18 protein-coding genes are annotated in these 16,312 nt (G+C 68.3%); 10 read left to right on the top strand and 8 right to left on the bottom strand.

Annotation, left to right across the window (positions count from 1 at the left end; translation table 11 throughout):
* Positions 1 to 36: 36 nt before the first annotated feature.
* The gene (locus G341_RS0118350) at positions 37 to 675 is read right to left on the bottom strand and encodes a DUF6069 family protein (RefSeq protein ID WP_018180631.1); all 639 of its coding nucleotides are present in this window, start codon (positions 673 to 675) and stop codon (positions 37 to 39) included.
* A 93-nt stretch (positions 676 to 768) separates the two neighbouring features.
* On the opposite strand from G341_RS0118350, the gene G341_RS0118345 reads away from it, so the two are divergent.
* From G341_RS0118345 to G341_RS0118335, 3 genes are read left to right on the top strand one after another with little or no spacing between them, the layout of a single operon-like run.
* Positions 769 to 1,350 carry a PH domain-containing protein gene (locus G341_RS0118345; protein WP_018180630.1) on the top strand — a complete coding sequence of 194 codons (582 nt, stop codon included), beginning with the start codon at positions 769 to 771 and terminating at the stop codon, positions 1,348 to 1,350.
* A 36-nt stretch (positions 1,351 to 1,386) separates the two neighbouring features.
* On the top strand, positions 1,387 to 2,070 hold the full coding sequence (locus tag G341_RS0118340; RefSeq protein ID WP_018180629.1) for a response regulator transcription factor: 684 nt from the start codon (positions 1,387 to 1,389) through the stop codon (positions 2,068 to 2,070).
* A gap of 39 nt (positions 2,071 to 2,109) precedes the next feature.
* Complete coding sequence (locus G341_RS0118335; RefSeq protein ID WP_245557053.1) at positions 2,110 to 3,384, top strand: sensor histidine kinase; 1,275 nt, start codon at positions 2,110 to 2,112, stop codon at positions 3,382 to 3,384.
* Positions 3,385 to 3,466: 82 nt separating this feature from the next.
* Here the strand turns inward: G341_RS0118335 and G341_RS0118330 are convergent, their stop codons facing one another.
* Positions 3,467 to 4,024, bottom strand: a complete 558-nt coding sequence (locus tag G341_RS0118330; RefSeq protein ID WP_026303863.1) for a GtrA family protein — start codon at positions 4,022 to 4,024, stop codon at positions 3,467 to 3,469.
* Between the two features lie 142 nt (positions 4,025 to 4,166).
* Here G341_RS0118330 and G341_RS0118325 point away from each other — a divergent pair, with 142 nt between their 5' ends.
* Positions 4,167 to 5,393 carry a 5-(carboxyamino)imidazole ribonucleotide synthase gene (locus G341_RS0118325; RefSeq protein WP_018180626.1) on the top strand — a complete coding sequence of 409 codons (1,227 nt, stop codon included), beginning with the start codon at positions 4,167 to 4,169 and terminating at the stop codon, positions 5,391 to 5,393.
* Positions 5,386 to 5,922: a 5-(carboxyamino)imidazole ribonucleotide mutase gene (gene purE, locus G341_RS0118320; protein WP_245557052.1), complete on the top strand. Its 537-nt coding sequence runs from the start codon at positions 5,386 to 5,388 to the stop codon at positions 5,920 to 5,922. Before G341_RS0118325 ends, purE begins: the two co-directional genes overlap by 8 nt.
* Before the next feature lie 23 nt (positions 5,923 to 5,945).
* Here the strand turns inward: purE and G341_RS0118315 are convergent, their stop codons facing one another.
* The 3 genes from G341_RS0118315 to G341_RS0118305 are packed head-to-tail and all read right to left on the bottom strand — an operon-like array spanning position 5,946 to position 7,858.
* Entirely contained in the window at positions 5,946 to 6,641 is a 696-nt protein-coding gene (locus G341_RS0118315; protein ID WP_018180624.1) for a GNAT family N-acetyltransferase, read from the bottom strand.
* Position 6,642: 1 nt separating this feature from the next.
* A complete protein-coding gene (locus G341_RS0118310; protein WP_018180623.1) occupies positions 6,643 to 7,473 on the bottom strand; it encodes a dienelactone hydrolase family protein in 831 nt (276 codons plus the stop codon).
* A 7-nt stretch (positions 7,474 to 7,480) separates the two neighbouring features.
* Positions 7,481 to 7,858 carry a nitroreductase family deazaflavin-dependent oxidoreductase gene (locus G341_RS0118305; RefSeq protein WP_018180622.1) on the bottom strand — a complete coding sequence of 126 codons (378 nt, stop codon included), beginning with the start codon at positions 7,856 to 7,858 and terminating at the stop codon, positions 7,481 to 7,483.
* 201 nt (positions 7,859 to 8,059) lie between these two features.
* On the opposite strand from G341_RS0118305, the gene G341_RS0118300 reads away from it, so the two are divergent.
* Positions 8,060 to 9,220: an acyl-CoA dehydrogenase gene (locus G341_RS0118300; protein WP_018180621.1), complete on the top strand. Its 1,161-nt coding sequence runs from the start codon at positions 8,060 to 8,062 to the stop codon at positions 9,218 to 9,220.
* Positions 9,221 to 9,233: 13 nt separating this feature from the next.
* Here the strand turns inward: G341_RS0118300 and G341_RS0118295 are convergent, their stop codons facing one another.
* Positions 9,234 to 9,935: a TIGR03089 family protein gene (locus G341_RS0118295; protein ID WP_018180620.1), complete on the bottom strand. Its 702-nt coding sequence runs from the start codon at positions 9,933 to 9,935 to the stop codon at positions 9,234 to 9,236.
* Positions 9,936 to 10,027: 92 nt separating this feature from the next.
* Positions 10,028 to 11,551, bottom strand: a complete 1,524-nt coding sequence (locus tag G341_RS0118290; protein WP_018180619.1) for an LCP family protein — start codon at positions 11,549 to 11,551, stop codon at positions 10,028 to 10,030.
* A gap of 92 nt (positions 11,552 to 11,643) precedes the next feature.
* Here G341_RS0118290 and rfbD point away from each other — a divergent pair, with 92 nt between their 5' ends.
* The 4 genes from rfbD (at position 11,644) to G341_RS0118270 (ending at position 15,406) form a co-directional block, all read left to right on the top strand.
* Entirely contained in the window at positions 11,644 to 12,525 is an 882-nt protein-coding gene (gene rfbD / locus G341_RS0118285) for a dTDP-4-dehydrorhamnose reductase (RefSeq protein ID WP_043452075.1), read from the top strand.
* A gap of 89 nt (positions 12,526 to 12,614) precedes the next feature.
* Entirely contained in the window at positions 12,615 to 13,484 is an 870-nt protein-coding gene (locus G341_RS0118280; protein WP_018180617.1) for a glycosyltransferase family 2 protein, read from the top strand.
* Between the two features lie 10 nt (positions 13,485 to 13,494).
* Positions 13,495 to 14,580 (top strand): mannose-1-phosphate guanylyltransferase, encoded by a 1,086-nt coding sequence (manB, locus tag G341_RS0118275; protein WP_018180616.1) that lies wholly within the window; start codon positions 13,495 to 13,497, stop codon positions 14,578 to 14,580.
* Positions 14,581 to 14,629: 49 nt separating this feature from the next.
* Positions 14,630 to 15,406 carry an SGNH/GDSL hydrolase family protein gene (locus tag G341_RS0118270; RefSeq protein ID WP_043452073.1) on the top strand — a complete coding sequence of 259 codons (777 nt, stop codon included), beginning with the start codon at positions 14,630 to 14,632 and terminating at the stop codon, positions 15,404 to 15,406.
* 11 nt (positions 15,407 to 15,417) lie between these two features.
* Here G341_RS0118270 and G341_RS0118265 read toward each other — a convergent pair whose 3' ends face one another.
* Positions 15,418 to 16,092, bottom strand: coding sequence for an O-methyltransferase (locus G341_RS0118265; RefSeq protein WP_018180614.1), 675 nt, complete (start codon positions 16,090 to 16,092; stop codon positions 15,418 to 15,420).
* Between the last annotated feature and the right edge of the window lie 220 nt (positions 16,093 to 16,312).

The raw sequence follows: 16,312 nt of genomic DNA, 5'->3' as shown, positions 1-16,312 counted from the left end.
TCGTCATAACGCAGCCAGCCGTTCAGCTGGCGCCGGTCAGCGGTACTCGAGACTGCGGGAGCCCATGTTGCGGATCAGGAACAGGATGGGCAGGCCGATCACGAGATGCATGACGGCCGTGGTCAACCCGACCTCCCACTCGCGAGAGAGCAGCAGCGGCAACAGGATCGACGCGACGATCAGCAGGCCGACGATCCAGCTGAAGAACTGGTCGGGCGCGGGCGTGGCCAGCTGCAGCACATACCAGAGCGCCCCGGCGGCAAGTGCGCACGCGAAACCGGCCACGGCGAACCAGTATTCGTCGTTGGCCATCGGGTTCCACACGCCGAACTTGCCGGCCTCGTTGACCCGATCGACGATGGCGCGGATCACCCAGGCCGCGAGCCACGCGGCGATGGCGGTGACGACGGCGCTGGCCAGTACCCCGCCGACGAAGACGCCGGGGTTGACCATCGGCCGATTGCTGCGGCGGGCCGGACGGGGAGCGCGGGCGGGTGGCGGCGCGGGCTGCTGGTACTCGGGTTGCTGATACTGCTGCGCGTACGGCTCCCGGTAGTCCGCGGGCTGATACGGCTGCTGCTGCGGATACTGCTGGCTGTAGGCCTGCTGCGGGTAGTCGTAGTCGCCCGGCTGGTAGCGCCGGGTGCGGGGACGGTTGGGATCATCCGGGTGCATCGAACCCCCTGTCAGTTCTGGGTTGTCAGTTTCGGTTCGGCCCGAGTCTCGTTGTAGCCGTTATGTGTGATTCACCAGTGTAGCTTTTGACACATGCCGTTTCCGGAGAACGTTTTGGCGCCAGGTGAGCGCGTAGTTCTGCATTCGCATCCGCACTGGGTGGTGCTCGCGATGCCGAGCGTCATCTTCCTGATCTCGGTCGCGGCCGCGGGCACCGCCGGCGGGTTCGTGTCGAGTTCGTCGCTGTCGTCGGGCACCAAGTCGACGCTCTGGATCGTCATCGTCGTCATTTGGTTGGTGCTGGTCATCTGGTTCTTCATCAAGAACCTGGTCAATTGGTGGACAACGCATTTCGTCGTCACCGACCGCCGGGTGATGTACCGCAACGGCATCGTGCGCCGGTCCAGCATCGATATCCCGGTCACCCGAATCAATTCGGTCGAGTTCCGCGAGAGCATCCTCGACAGGATCCTGCGCGCCGGCACGCTGGAGATCGAGTCGGCATCGGTCGATCCGTTGCAGTTCAAGAACATTCCGAAGGTTCGCGAGGTCCACAAGCTGCTCTACAACGAGGTCCTGGACCGGCAGGAGCCGTGGCAGGGCGGTTCCGGCCAGTACCCGAATCGCCCGTATCCGGGTCAGCAGCCGCCGGGACCGGCCTCCGCGGGCCACTAGCAGCAACATCACAGCCGACCTCGATACATTGACGCCATGACCGACGTGCTACTCGCCGAAGACGACGAGGCGATCGCCGCGCCCCTGGCGCGTGCGCTGACCCGCGAGGGCTATCACTGCGACGTTGTGGCGACCGGGACCGACGCGCTCGCCCGCGCCCGTGACGGCCGCTACGAGCTGGTGGTCCTCGATCTCGGCCTGCCCGAGATGGACGGCCTGGAAGTCTGCCGCCGGCTGCGAGCCGAGAAGTCGCCGGTCGCGGTCATGATGCTCACCGCGCGCACCGACGAGGTGGACTTCGTGGTCGGTCTCGACGCGGGCGCCGACGACTATGTGGCCAAGCCGTTCCGGCTGGCCGAACTGCTCGCTCGCGTCCGGGCGCTGCTGCGGCGCACCCCGGAGACCCCGGACGAGATGGTGCTCGAGGCCGGCGACGTCCGGCTCGACGCGAAAGGTCGGCGCGTGCAGGTCGACGGTGACGATGTCACGCTCGCCAGCCGCGAATTCGAACTGCTGCAGTACCTGATGGAGCGGCGCGGCCAGGTCGTCAGCCGCGAGGATCTGCTCACCGACGTGTGGGGATCGGCCGATCTGCGGTCGTCGAAGACCCTCGACATGCATATCTCGTGGTTGCGCCGGAAGATCGGCGACGATCAGTCGGACCGCCGCAAACACATCGTCACGGTGCGCGGCGTCGGTTTCCGCTTCGATCCCGAGTAGCCGCAGCGCGTGTCGATGCGTCGTCGGATCCTCTCGTCCATGGTCGCGATGGTCATGGGCATCGCCCTGCTGCTCGGGGTGCCGCTGATGTTCATCGCCTGGTGGTGGGTCGACGATCAGGCGCACAACGACCTCGACGACCGGCTCCAGCGGGTCTCGCAGGAGTTGATCGCCCAGGAGCGCCCGGACGGCAGCGTGCCGGGCAATCTGCAGGAGGGCGGGCTGCGGCTGCTGGTGCCGGATGACGGCCGGTTGATCCTGCGCTACGCGACCCCCGAGCAGGCCGATCACCAGGTCGTCATGGGCCGCGAGGACCTGCCCGAGCCGTCGGTGTCCGAGAGTCTGACGATGGGTCGCGCCGGGTCGGCGACCGTGCAGATCCCGCGCTCGCAGGTGCGCGAGAAGCAGTGGACCGCCATCGGCGTGGTCGCGGCGGCGGTGCTCGCGTCGATCGCGGTCGGCATGGTGGTCGCGGCCGTCAATGCGTCCCGGCTGGCCGACCCGCTGGTCGACGTCGCCGAGCGGGCGGCGCGGATCGGCCGGGGCGACCTGCGATCCGGCGGGCGCCGCTATGGCGTGGCCGAACTGGACAGGGTGAGCTCGGCCCTGGACGCCGCGACCCGCGAGATCGCGCTGCGTCTAGAGCGAGAGGGGCAGATCGTCGGCGAGGTGTCGCATCAGCTGCGCAGTCGGCTCACCGCGATCCAGCTGCGCCTGGACGAGCTGTCGCTGCACCAGGACCCCGCGGTGGTCACGGAATCGGAGGCCGCGCTCAGCCAGGTCGAGCGGCTCAGCAGGGAGCTCGACGAGCTGATTGCGGCATCGCGTGGATCGGGCACCAGCGAGGCCGGCCCGATTGTGGTGCAGTCGGAGGTCAACACGGTCGTCGGCGATTTCGGCCCGGCATTCGCCCGTGACGGCCGGGAGCTGCGGGCCGAGGTCTCCGACCGGATGGTGGCCCGGGTGACGCCGGCGCGGCTGCGTGAGGCGCTCACGGTGCTCGTCGACAACGCGCTGCGGCATGGCGGCGGTGACTGCACCATCGAGGTGCATGAGATCGGCGGGATGATCCGGCTGGCGGTGTCCGACCAGGGGTCGGGCGTTTCTGACGAGGATGCGCAGCGGGTGTTCCAGCGCGGCTACAGCGGCGCCGGATCGACCGGTGTGGGCCTGTCGCTGGCCCGCGCCATGATCGAATCCGACGGCGGACGACTCGAGCTGGTTTCCCGGCGCCCGCCGACCTTCGCGATCGTGGTGCCGGCACATGACGGCAGTCGCAGCCAGGCCCCGTCGATGAGCAAGGAGCCGCGCTAGCCAGGGCATGTCTTGTTCGGGCTAACCGGCGATCAGCTGGACGATTTGGTCATCACGCAGCCGGTCGTTCAGCTGGCGCCGTCTAATGGCCGAGTTCGCGGTCTTCTAGCTCTTCGTCCGATAGGTCGTCGGGCGGCGGCGGCTGCGGCCCGGTGTGCAGATGCTCGTCCGGGAAGGCGAACTTGCGCAGGGCCCAGAAGCGGAACGCCATCTGCAGCAGATTGCCGACGATGTAGTTGAGGAAGAAGTCGAGGATCGCGGTGGCGGTCAGGCTCAGGTGTTCGCGGCTGCTGAAGATGTTGTTCGCCACGAAGAGCGGCGCCGCCTGCAGGACGACGCCGATACCGCTGATCACGAAAAAGAGGAGGGCCTCATGATGCATCTCGCGGCCGCCGCGATGCTTGAACGCCCACTCGCGGTTGAGGATGTAGCTCGCGATGGTGGCGACGACACCGGAGATGATCTTGGCGACGACCGGCTTCTGCTCCAGCACGGTCCACACCAGGCTGTAGAAGATCACCATGTCGATCACCATGGTGGTGCCGCCGACGAGGGCGAACTTGATGAGCTCGTGGTGGCGCATCATGAGCCGCTGGGCGGGCCCCGGTGCGCGGGCCATCAACCCATCGATGAAAGACACAAGAGCCGAGTCTACGTCCCGTTGTCGGACGAACTGCAAATTTGTTCGCATTGCTCATGTCGAAGGTTCGCCGCAGGACATGAGACGATTTGAAGCCGTGACAGTCGAACAATCAGGGACAACTGATCGATCGGGGGTGCCAATGGCTGGCGTGCGCGCCACCAATGCGGGGCGGATGCCCACCGTGACGATGATCGGCGGCGGACAGCTCGCGCGGATGACGCACCAGGCCGCGGTGGCGCTCGGCCAGCGGCTGCGGGTGCTGGCCGCATCCGCCGACGAGCCGGCCGCGCAGGTCACTCCCGATGTCGTTTTCGGGTCGCACGAGAGCCTGGACGACCTGCGGGCCGCGGCTTCCGGCGCCGCCGCCCTGACCTTCGATCACGAGCATGTGCCGGTAGAGCATCTGGAGACGCTGGTCGCCGAGGGCATCACCGTGTCACCGCCCCCGACCGCCCTGATCTACGCCCAGGACAAGCTTCGGATGCGTCGGCGGCTGTCCGAGCTCGGGCTACCCGTGCCGGACTTCGCTGAGCTGACCGACGAGGCGTCGCTCATCGAGTTCGGCGAGCGGCACGGCTGGCAGATCGTGCTCAAGTCGATCCGCGGCGGCTACGACGGCCGCGGCGTGTGGCTGGTCGATGGTCGCGACGAAGCCCTGCGGGTGCTGGCGGACTCCGCGGGCACGCCGCTGCTGGCCGAGCAGCGGGTGGACATGCGTCGGGAGCTGTCGGCGATGGTGGCGCGGTCGCCGTTCGGGCAAGGAGCCACCTGGCCGGTGGTCGAAACGGTGCAGCGGCACGGTCAGTGCGCGGTGGTGATCGCTCCGGCGCCGGATCTCGCGGACGATCTCGCGCGGCATGCCGAGGCGCTGGCGCTGCAGGTGGCCACCGAACTCGGTGTGGTCGGCGTGATGGCCGTGGAGTTGTTCGAGACGGTGTCGGGCGACGTCCTCGTCAACGAGCTGGCGATGCGGCCGCACAACAGCGGCCACTGGAGCATGGACGGCGCCGTCACGAGCCAGTTCGAGCAGCATCTGCGGGCGGTCCTGGACTATCCGCTCGGCGACACCGCCGCCCGGGCGCCGGTCACTGTGATGGCCAATATCCTTGGCGCGCAGACAGAACCGGCGATGTCGATGGACGAGCGGCTGCATCATCTGTGCGCCCGGATGCCCGATGCCAAGGTGCATCTCTACGGTAAGGGCGCCCGGCCGGACCGTAAGATCGGGCACATCAACATCGTCGGCGGGCAGGACGGTTCGCTCGATGACCCGCGGTATGTGGCTGCGGTACGCGAGCGGGCCGAGCGGGCCGCGCACTGGATGTCGCACGCCGAGTGGACGGATGGGTGGAATGAGCATGGCTGACACAGACCGGGCCGTTCCGGCCGGGGGGCCGACCGGGCCACAGGTGGGTCTCATCATGGGCAGCGACTCCGACTGGCCGACGATGGAGGCCGCCGCAGAGGCGTTGGCGGAGTTCGGGGTGCGGTTCGAGGTCGGCGTGGTGTCGGCGCATCGGACGCCGCAGCGGATGCTCGACTACGCGCGAGACGCGGCCGGCCGCGGCATCTCGGTGATCATCGCCGGCGCCGGCGGCGCTGCGCATCTGCCGGGCATGGTCGCCTCGGCGACGCCGCTGCCGGTGATCGGCGTCCCGGTGCCGCTGAAGTATCTCGACGGCATGGATTCGCTGCTGTCGATCGTGCAGATGCCGGCCGGGGTGCCGGTCGCGACGGTCTCGATCGGCGGCGCTCGCAACGCCGGACTGCTGGCGGTCCGCATCCTGGCGGCATCGGATCCTGCCCTGCGGCAACGGATGTCGGACTTTCAGGCGGGGCTCGAGACGATGGTCCTGGAGAAGGACGAAGCGCTGCGCCGCAAGCTCCTCGGCTGAGGCGAATCGGTCCGCACCCGGCGTCAGTCGGGGATGCGCACGATCTCCAGCGGCACTTCGCTGCGCCGCGTGAAGCCGAGCGACTCATAGAGCCGCGTGGCCGGGTTGTCGGTCGTGGTGTGCAGGAACGGCTCCTCGCCGCGCTCCCGGATGCCGGCGACGACGCCCCGGATCAGCCGGGCCGCCAGGCCGCGACCGCGGGCCTGCGGCGCCGTGCAGACGGCGCTGATCTCGCGCCAGTGGGTCGACGGCCGCATGCGTTCGCCGGCCATCGCGATGAGCGAGCCGTCGTCGTCGCGCACCCCGAGATAGCTGCCGAGGTCGATGGTGCGCTGCAGGAACGGGCCGGGCTTGGTGAGCTCCACCAGCCGGGCCATCTCGGGCACGTCGTCGTATCCGAGACGTACCAGGCCCTCGACCGGCCCGGACTCCACATCGATACCCGAATACTGAACCAGCTCAAAGGTTTCCAGGATCCGCCAGCCGTCGGGCAGCGGGTCCGTGCGGCCCCGCAGTCCGGCGCGGCCGCCCGGGCCGGCCAGGTCGGCGAGTCCCGCCCACGCAGCGGCGTCCATTTCGCGGGGATGCCCGAAGAACACCGAGACGTCGGGCCGATAGCGGCTGATGGGCCCGGAAGTGAGCGCGAACTGGCGGTGCGGACCGGTCAGCGAGTTGCGGATCGGATCGTCGAGTGGTGCCGGATCAATCACCGGCCGCATGTTACTTGGCGGCCGACACCCCGAGTTTGGTGGCGAACATATCGAGAACCTGCTGCAGCGCATCGTGCGTCGGCTGTCCGGGTTCGTCGATCAGATGCTCGGTGACCACCGAATGCGGCGGGATCAGCGCGTCCGGGTTGGCGTCCTCGTCCTCCAGCTCGATCGCGACGAACGCATCGCCCAGCTGCTCGCGCAGGAACTCGAAGCGCGCGCCGGGCACCAGCCGATCGCTCTTGAATCGCATGCCCAGCACCTGCAGACCGCCTGCGGCGCAGCGATCCTTGACCACCGACAGGTCGGCGGGGGAGATGTCGATGTTGCGTCGTCGACTGGGCGTGATGCCCAGTGGCATCGAGGGCTGCGACAGCACCGGTGCCAGCACGCGGTCGTCGACCGCCATCGCCAGCGCGAAGCCGCCGGTGAAACACATCCCGATCGCGCCGACGCCGGGTCCGCCGCAGCGCTCATGCTCTGCTTTGGCCAGTGCGCGAAGCCAATCCACCACCGGCGACGATTTGCCGACGGCGAACCGGGTGAACTCCCGGCTGACACACATCTGCGGCAGCACCGCGGCGGCATCCGACAATGTGCCGCGGATGCCGCGGTCGTTGGACTGGATATCGTGACCGTCCGCGCCGAACAGGCTGGGCACCACCGCGGTGCAGCCGATCCCGGCGACCTTGCGGGCGAACTCGGCGACCTTCGGGGTGATGCCGGGAATCTCGGCCATCACGATGACGGCGGGTCCGGTGCCGAGGCGGTAGACGGTCTTGGTCTTGCCGTCGTGGGTGAACGTGTCGCGGGTGAAATCGGAGAGATCGTCGTCGGCCATCGTGCTCTCAGCCCTTCGTGATCGTCGCGTAGAGGGCGCCATCGGCGACCGGGCCGAAGGCGAGCTTGGCGGCGCGCGGCAGGTCGGGGGAGTCGCTCGGGATGATCCGGGGCCCGGTCAGCTTGTAATGCGTGCCGCGATGGATCACGCCGGCCGAGCCGGCCGCGCGGATGTTGCGGACCCAGTCGGACTTCTGCCCGTAGTTGAGCATCACGATGATCTTGTCGCCCTCGACGAACGCGGTGACCGGCGTCGTATACGCCTTGCCGGATTTACGGCCGGTGTGCTCGATCAGTGCGAATAGTGGCAGGTGGGGGGCCCACAGGCGTTGAATCGGGTTGGTGACGCGGCGGTTGAAATTCGCGACGGCGCGGGGCACGGGCATGGGACAAGCTCCTATTGAACCGGTATCGAATAGCCTCAGTGTGCCACGACCGTTGTGCCCCGGCACAGTGTGACGCTCATTTGTTTGGTTACCGGTGACTAACCGAATTCCGGGTGGTCCCGATAGGATCGTTTTCGAGACAAACGTCCAACCGAACCCCGGCGCGGCTGACGAGTTCTGTCGCGGTTTAAGGAGACAACGATGGCGGGCAACCCGGATTTCGACCTTTTCAAGCTGGGCGAGGAGCACGATGAGCTCCGCGCCGCGATTCGATCGCTGGCCGAGAAGGAGATCGAGCCGCACGCTGCCGACGTCGACGAGAAGGCGCGCTTCCCCGAGGAGGCGCTCACCGCGCTGACCGCGTCCGGCTTCAATGCCATCCACGTGCCCGAGGAATACGACGGCCAGGGTGGCGACAGCGTCGCGGCCTGCATCGTCATCGAAGAGGTCGCCCGCGTGTGCGCCTCCAGCTCGCTGATCCCGGCCGTCAACAAGCTCGGCACCATGGGCCTGATCCTCAACGGCTCCGACGAGCTCAAGAAGCAGGTGCTGCCGACCCTCGCGTCCGGCGAGGCGATGGCGTCCTACGCGCTGTCCGAGCGGGAAGCCGGCTCGGATGCCGCGTCAATGCGCACGCGCGCCGCCGCCAAGGGCGACGACTGGGTCCTCAACGGCACCAAATGCTGGATCACCAACGGCGGCAAGTCGACCTGGTACACCGTGATGGCCGTGACCGATCCGGACAAGGGCGCCAACGGAATCAGCGCCTTCGTCGTGCACAAGGACGACCCGGGCTTCACCGTCGGCCCGCTGGAGAAGAAGCTCGGCATCAAGGGCAGCCCCACCGCCGAGCTGTACTTCGAGAACTGCACCATCCCGGGCGACCGCATCATCGGCGAGCCGGGAACCGGCTTCAAGACCGCGCTGCAGACCCTCGACCACACCCGCCCGACCATCGGCGCGCAGGCCGTCGGCATCGCGCAGGGCGCGCTGGACAAGGCGATCGAGTACACCAAGGAGCGCAAGCAGTTCGGCAAGTCGATCAGCTCGTTCCAGGGCGTCGAGTTCATGATCGCCGACATGGCGATGAAGGTCGAGGCGGCCCGCCTGATGGTCTACACCTCGGCCGCTCGCGCCGAGCGGGGCGAGAAGAACCTCGGGTTTATCAGTTCGGCGTCGAAGTGCTTCGCCTCCGATGTCGCGATGGAGGTGACCACCGACGCGGTGCAGCTGTTCGGCGGCGCCGGTTACACCCGTGACTTCCCGGTCGAGCGCATGATGCGCGATGCCAAGATCACGCAGATCTACGAGGGCACCAACCAGATTCAGCGCGTCGTGATGTCGCGCGCGCTCCTGCGTTGATCGCCAGCGTGGGCTAATCCCACGAGAGCGTGACCTTTTCGGCGATCCGGCGCTGCTCCTGCAGTGCCGGATCGCCGTTTCGGTTCTGTACCAGGCTGGCGCCGCCGATCCAGGGGGCGAGCAGGTTCGCGACGACCTCGTCGGCGGTCGCCCACTCGCGGTTCGAGAGCAGTCGGGTGCGGGGGTCGATGCCCGCGGCCGCTTGCGTAGCCGCAGCGATCGTTTCGTCGCGGCTGTGGCCGGCCAGGGCGGGCCCGGGGGCGTCGGAGGGAGCGAAGCGGTCGCCGTGGATGCGGACCGTCGAGGCGAAATCGGTGATCCCGACCGGCAGATCGCGGACGCCGAGCGCGAATGGGTCGAGCGAGAGCACCGCGATCTCCGGTGCCTGCGCGTCGTCGATCCGATCCTGCGAGACGAAGGCCAGCGCGGCGTCGGGGTTGGTGCCGATGCGTACCTCGGTGCCGGCCCACCAACTGCCCAGCAGGACCGCCGCCGTCTGCCAGTGCACCGGCGCGTCCACCGCGATCACGTCCCCGGCCGCCAATCCGAACTCGTCGCGAATCATGTTGGCGGTCTTGGCTGCCCAGTTCGCCAGGGTCAGCGCGGACAGCTCCGTGCGTTCGCCGGTGGCGTCGTCGTAGAAGGTCAGCAGCGGCTGGGCGGGATCGGTGCCCAGGGCGTGGGCGAGTGCGGCATCGGTGACGGTTGCGGCCATGCGGCCAAAATATCAGTCAGAAATCTGCGGTCTGTCGACATCTATCGTCGGCAAACCGCAGATTCTCTGACAGTTATCTGCGGCACCGGTCGCTAGTTCACGCACTTGGGGCCGTTCGTCGTGTTCGCGGTGATGTTCGGCGCCGGATTGGTCGGCGTCTGGCTGGCGCTGGGCGCGCCGCCGTCGCCGGTCGGCCCGTCGTAGGTGTTGGTCAGGATCACCTTGACGTGGTCCGCCGGGACCGAGTCGTCGGTCACGACTGGCAAGCCGCCGAGCGCCTTCGCGATCTCCTGCGCGCCCGGCTGGTCCTTCCGCGCGTGCACCGCGCTGTTCACGTCGTTGGTCCCCTGGGTGGTGAGTGTCCCGGCGGTGTATCCCTTGCCGGACAACACCTGTGAGACCGCTCCGGCGAGGCCGTCGATGGTGCTGCCGTTCTCCACATCGGCGGTGACCGTGCTCGGGATGAAGCCGCTCTGGCCGGGCTTCTTCGAGGTGAGCAGGCTGGTCATGTACTTGTGGACGGCCGTCGGGTCGACCTGCACCACGCTCTGCGTGCCGTCGTCGCTCCAGCCCTGTTCGGTGACGACCGGAATCGTCGAGAAGCGCACCGCGCCGCCGGTGATGTCCTTGAGCTGCGAGACGAAGTTGACGACATTCCAGTCGTTGTCGATGACGACCGCCCGGGACACCGCCTTCTCGAGCGACTTGAGCTTTCCGGGGCTCGTCAACGTTCCGGTGGAGAGCACCTTGCTCGCCAGCGATGCCATGAACACCTGTTGGCGCACAATGCGATCGAGGTCGCCGCGCGGCAGATCGTGGCGTTGCCGGACGAAGCTGAGGGCCTGCGTGCCGTTGAGCGTCTGAACCCCGGCCGGGAAATGCGCGCCCGACATCGGCTCGTTCACAGCATTCTTCAGGCACACCTGAACGCCGTCGACGGCGTTGGTGAGGAGCATGAAGCCGAGGAGCCCGACCTCGGCGTAGTGGTCGACCTTGATGCCGGTCAGGTTCGCGACCGTCTGGATCAGCGCCTCGCGGCCGGCGTCGGTGCCCTGCTTCTCGGCGTCGGCCATGTTGTCGCCGGCTTCGACGAGTTGGCGGCGCTTGGCTTCCTTGGTCGCGCCGTAGGCGGCGTTGATCTTGCTCATGCCGATGCCCGGCACGTTCACATAGGAGTCGCGGGGGATGGAGATCGCGGTGGCCGACGAGCCGTCATTGGGGATCCGGATCAGCACGATGGTGTCGGTGTTGGAGCCGACGTCATCGGCCGAGTGGATCGCCTTGAGCTCCTGGGCCGACAGCGGATTTCCCTTGGCGTCGGTGCGCGAATCCATGCCGACCATCAGGATGTCGACCGCACCGTCGTCGCCGCCGCCGAGCTGGCCGAGCGCGATTTTCGTAACCGAGGCCTCGAGCGTGTTGACCGTGCGCCAGGCGTAGCCTGTCGCCAGCAGCACCGCGACCGTGACGAACGCGATCAGGATCTGAGTGCCGCGCTGCGGGGTGATCTGTGCCCGCAGATCGCCTAATGATGTCGTTCCGGTGGATCTGGTCCGGCGGGCCGCTGGGCGCGGCCGCCGGGCCCCGGTACGACGATCGGGGGCGTCCGGGCTCAAAAATCACCGATCCTTTCTCGCGACTGACGCGGAGTTGACGATCGTTTGCAGATTACTTGCGGATCGTGGCTGGTTGGGGGACGCTGACGGCCGTGTCGAGGACAGTGGTGACGGGTGCCGGTGGCCAGGTCGGGCGGTGGTTGGTGCAGCTCGGCGAGGCGGGTTCCGCGTCACCCGTCGAGGCCTATGGCCGGGCCGAACTGGACATCGCCGACCCGGAGGCGGTGTCGACCGTACTGGCCGGGATCGGCCCCGGCGACGTCGTGATCAACACCGCCGCCTACACCGCCGTCGATGCCGCCGAATCCGACCTGGCAGGCGCCCGAGCCGGCAACGAGACGGGTCCGCGCAATCTGGCCGAGCACACCGCGCGGACCGGTGCCCGCCTTATTCACCTCTCGACCGACTACGTCTTCAGTGGCGATCCGGGGCAGGCGAGCGGGCCCGACGGCTATGACATCGACGATCCGGTCGCGCCGGCGACCGTGTACGGGCGGACCAAGCTTGACGGCGAGCGGGCGGTGGCAGAGGCGGATCCTTGGGCCACGATCGTCCGGACGGCCTGGGTGTACACCGGCGCGGCGGGCGGCTCGGACTTCGTCGCGACCATGCGGCGGCTGGAATCGGAACGCGAGACCGTGAGTGTTGTCACTGATCAGATCGGTTCGCCGACCTACGCCGCCGACCTGGCGGCGGGTCTGCTGGAGCTGGCAGCCCTGTTGCGAGCCGATGACCGGCCCGGCGGGGTGCTGCATGCCGTGGGTGGCGGTCAGACGAGCTGGTTCGACCTGGCCAGAGCAGTTTTCCGGGAGATCGGCGCCGACCCGGGGCGGGTGCTGCCCTGCGGCTCGGCGGACTTTCCGCGCCCGGCGCCGCGCCCGGCCTATTCGGTGTTGTCGGGGCGGTCCTGGTCGGCTGCGGGACTCACGCCGCTTCGCGGGTGGCGCGAGGCCGTCACGGCGGCCTTGGCCTGACGGCGTGCCGGGGCCGTTACCCTAAGCGCGTGAACGATGCGCAGCCTCCTGAGGGGCGACGGTCGGCAGATGCCCCTCGGTCGGCAGTTGTGCCGCGGTTGGCCGTTGTCACCGTCACGTACTCCCCGGGCGACTACCTGACGGGATTCCTGGAGTCCCTCGAGAAGGCGACGACCCTGCAGCCGCAGGTGGTGCTGGCCGACAACGGATCGACCGACGGCGCGCCCGAGGCCGCCGCCGCGAAGTACGACCACGTCACCTTCCTGCCGACCGGCGCGAATCTCGGCTACGGCGGCGGGATGAATCGCGGTGTCGCGACCCTCGACCCCGACATCGAATTCCTGGTCATCGCGAACCCCGATGTCGAATGGGGACCAGGATCGATCGACGAGCTGCTCGCCGCGGCCGAGCGCTGGCCGCAGGCCGGGGCGCTCGGGCCGATGATCTTCGAGCCGGACGGCACCGTCTATCCGTCGGCGCGGCGGGTGCCGGACCTGATCGGCGGCATCGGGCACGCGGTGGCGGGCCTGGTGTGGAAGTCGAATCCGTGGACCCGGCGGTACCGCCAGGAGGACGAAGACCGCACCGAACGCTCGGTGGGCTGGCTGTCCGGCTCGTGCCTGCTGGTGCGGCGCAAGGCATTCGACGATATCGACGGCTTCGATCCGCGGTATTTCATGTACATGGAGGACGTCGATCTGGGCGACCGGCTCGGAAAGGCCGGTTGGCTCAACGTCTTCGTGCCGACGGCGCAGATCGTGCATACGAAAGGCCATGCGGCGGGTCGTCATCCGGAACTGATGCTGCCCGCGCACCATCGCAGCGCCTACCGCTTCAACGCAGACCGGCACCCAGGGCTGCGGTACGCGCCGCTGCGGCTGGTGCTGCGCGTCGGGCTGGCCGCCCGGTCGCGGGTGGCGGTGGCATTGGCGAAACGTGAACGGGCCGAAGAGCTCTGAACTGGCAGGAATGATGAACGTGGGCAATCCATCCGTGCAGGCCGTGATTCTCGTGGGCGGCAAGGGGACCCGGCTACGGCCGTTGACCCTGTCGGCGCCGAAGCCGATGCTCCCGACCGCGGGCGTTCCGTTCCTGACGCATCTGCTGTCGCGGATCCGTGCGGCCGGCATCACCGACATCGTGCTCGGCACTTCCTTCAAGGCCGAGGTCTTCGAGGAGCATTTCGGCGACGGTTCCGACCTGGGTCTGTCGCTCACCTACGTCACCGAGACCGAACCGCTCGGCACCGGCGGTGCGATCCGGAATGTGCTGGGCGCGTTGACGGCCGACACCGTGCTGGTCTTCAATGGCGACGTCCTCGGCGGCACCGACGTGTCGGCGGTGCTGGGCACGCACGCCGATTCGGGCGCCGACGTGACGCTGCATCTGGTGCGGGTGGGCGACCCTCGCGCCTTCGGCTGCGTGCCGACCGATTCGACCGGCCGGGTCACCGCCTTCCTGGAGAAGACGCAGGATCCGCCGACCGACCAGATCAACGCCGGCTGCTACGTGTTCAAGCGTTCGGTCATCGAGGAGATCCCGTCGGGGCGGCCGGTGTCGGTCGAGCGCGAGGTGTTCCCGGGGCTACTGGCGCGGGGGCGGCACGTGCAGGGTCACGTCGATGCTGGTTACTGGCGCGATATGGGTACCCCAGAAGACTTCGTGCGCGGCTCGGCCGACCTGGTCCGCGGCATCGCGCCGTCGCCCGCGCTGCCCGGTCCGCGCGGCGAATCGCTGGTGCTCGATCCTGCGGGTGTCGATCCGCAGGCGGTGCTCATCGGTGGCACGGTCGTCGGGCACGGCGCGAAGGTCGGGGCACGCGCCCGGCTCGACGGGGCGGTGGTCTTCGACGGCGCGATCATCGAACCGGGTGCGGTCGTGGAGCGATCGATCATCGGCTTCGGCGCCCGGATCGGGTCGCGGGCCCTGGTGCGCGACGGCGTGATCGGGGACCGGGCCGACGTCGGCAACCGCTGCGAGCTGCTGCGGGGTGCGCGAGTATGGCCGCAGGTGGCGATTCCCGAGGGCGGTATCCGGTTCTCGACCGATGTGTGAACCGCCGACCGGCGGGTGAGGTGAAGCGAGGCGCGTGGTGAGCGATCCGATGTTCAAACGCTTTGTGGCGGTAGGTGACTCCTTCGCCGAGGGCGTCGGCGACGTGGAACCGCGGTGCCCCAACGGCGTCCGCGGCTGGGCCGACCGGGTCGCCGAGGTGCTGGCCCGTCGCGACCCGGAGTTCCGCTACGCCAATCTGGCGCTGCGCGGTCGGCTGATGCCGGCGATCATCGACGAGCAGTTGGAGCCGGCGATCGCGATGCAGCCGGACCTGGTCGCGATCTGCGCGGGCGCGAACGACCTGATCCGGCCGACCGTCGACATCGACGCGCTGATCGCGCAGTACGACGACGCGATCGGCCGGCTGCAGGATTCGGGTGCGACCGTGGTCAGCTTCACCGCGTACGACACCGGCGGGACGCCCGTGTTCGGCGCGCTGCGCGGCCGGCTCGCGATTTACAACGAGCTCTTGCGCGAGGTAGTCGACCGGCGCGGGATCGTGCTCGTGGATTTCTGGCGGATGCACGAATACGCCGAGCGGCGCATGTGGGAATTCGACCGGATGCATCTGTCGGCCGCCGGACATCAACGGATGGCGATCGGCGTGCTCGACGCGCTCGGCGTCGAGCACGAGCTGGAACCGATCGAATTCGCCCTGGGCGTGTCGGTGTCAGCGGCACAGCGCCGCAAGAACACCCGGCAGTGGACGCATCAGTACGCGCTGCCGTGGGTCGGTCGACGACTGCGGGGCGTCTCGTCGGGCGACGCGCTCGATCCCAAGTATCCGGAGCTGACGCAGCTCATGCCGATCGACACGAAGCTGTAGGCGGCGCGGGACTATTCGTCGGCGTCGGTCTGGCGGGCCTTGGCCGCGGCCAGCAGTCCCTTGCCGAGCGGGATCACCACGGGGAGCAGCTCGTCGTCCTCGGCGATGAGCCGGGCCGCTTCACGGGCCGCGACGACGGCCTCGCCCGCTTGTGCGGGATCGGCGACGCGGCCGTCGGCGGATGCGTTGTGCACGATGATCAGTCCGCCGGGACGCAGCAGGCGCAGCGCCTCGCCCACGAACATCGGCTGGTCGGTGACATCGCCGTTCAGAAACACCAGGTCGTAGGACGCGTCGGCGAGGCGGGGGAGCACCTCGCGGGCGCGGCCGTTGATCAGGCGGGTGCGCGACGGCCCGATACCCGCGGCCGCGAATCCTGACTTGGCGGCGCGATGATGCTCGGATTCGGCGTCGATGGTGGTCAGCACGGCATCGTCGGCCATGCCGGCGAGCAGCCAGAGCCCGCTGACGCCGGTGCCGGTTCCGACCTCGACCGCGGTGCGCGCGCCGACCAGCCGGGACAGCAGCGCCAGCATCGCTCCGACCGCGGGGGTGACCGACGTGGCGCCGAGCTCGTCGGCCCGTTCGCGCGCGGCGACCAGCGCATCGTCCTCGACGATCGCCGATTCGGCGTACTGCGAGAGCTTGCCGGCATCGATTACGGAGGTGCTGGGTGAGTCGGACACGTTCAGAGGTTAGCGCGGACGACCAGGTCAATCGGCGGAAGCGCGCCCGGAGGAGGAACGTAAACCTTCTCAGACAAACCTCAGGCGGCTCATATGGCTGGCACAACCCGATCGACCAGGGTTATTGGCAATGCGAGGAATAGACCGTGATGTCGGGAACAAGCCGGGGTCACGCCGGGTTGTCATAGGGATTCTTCCGATTTCGCCGATCCGGGTGAGT

Source organism: Jongsikchunia kroppenstedtii DSM 45133 (assembly GCF_000380485.1).
Classification (GTDB): Bacteria; Actinomycetota; Actinomycetes; order Mycobacteriales; family Mycobacteriaceae; genus Jongsikchunia; species Jongsikchunia kroppenstedtii.
This window is presented reverse-complemented; position numbering and strand designations above follow the sequence as displayed.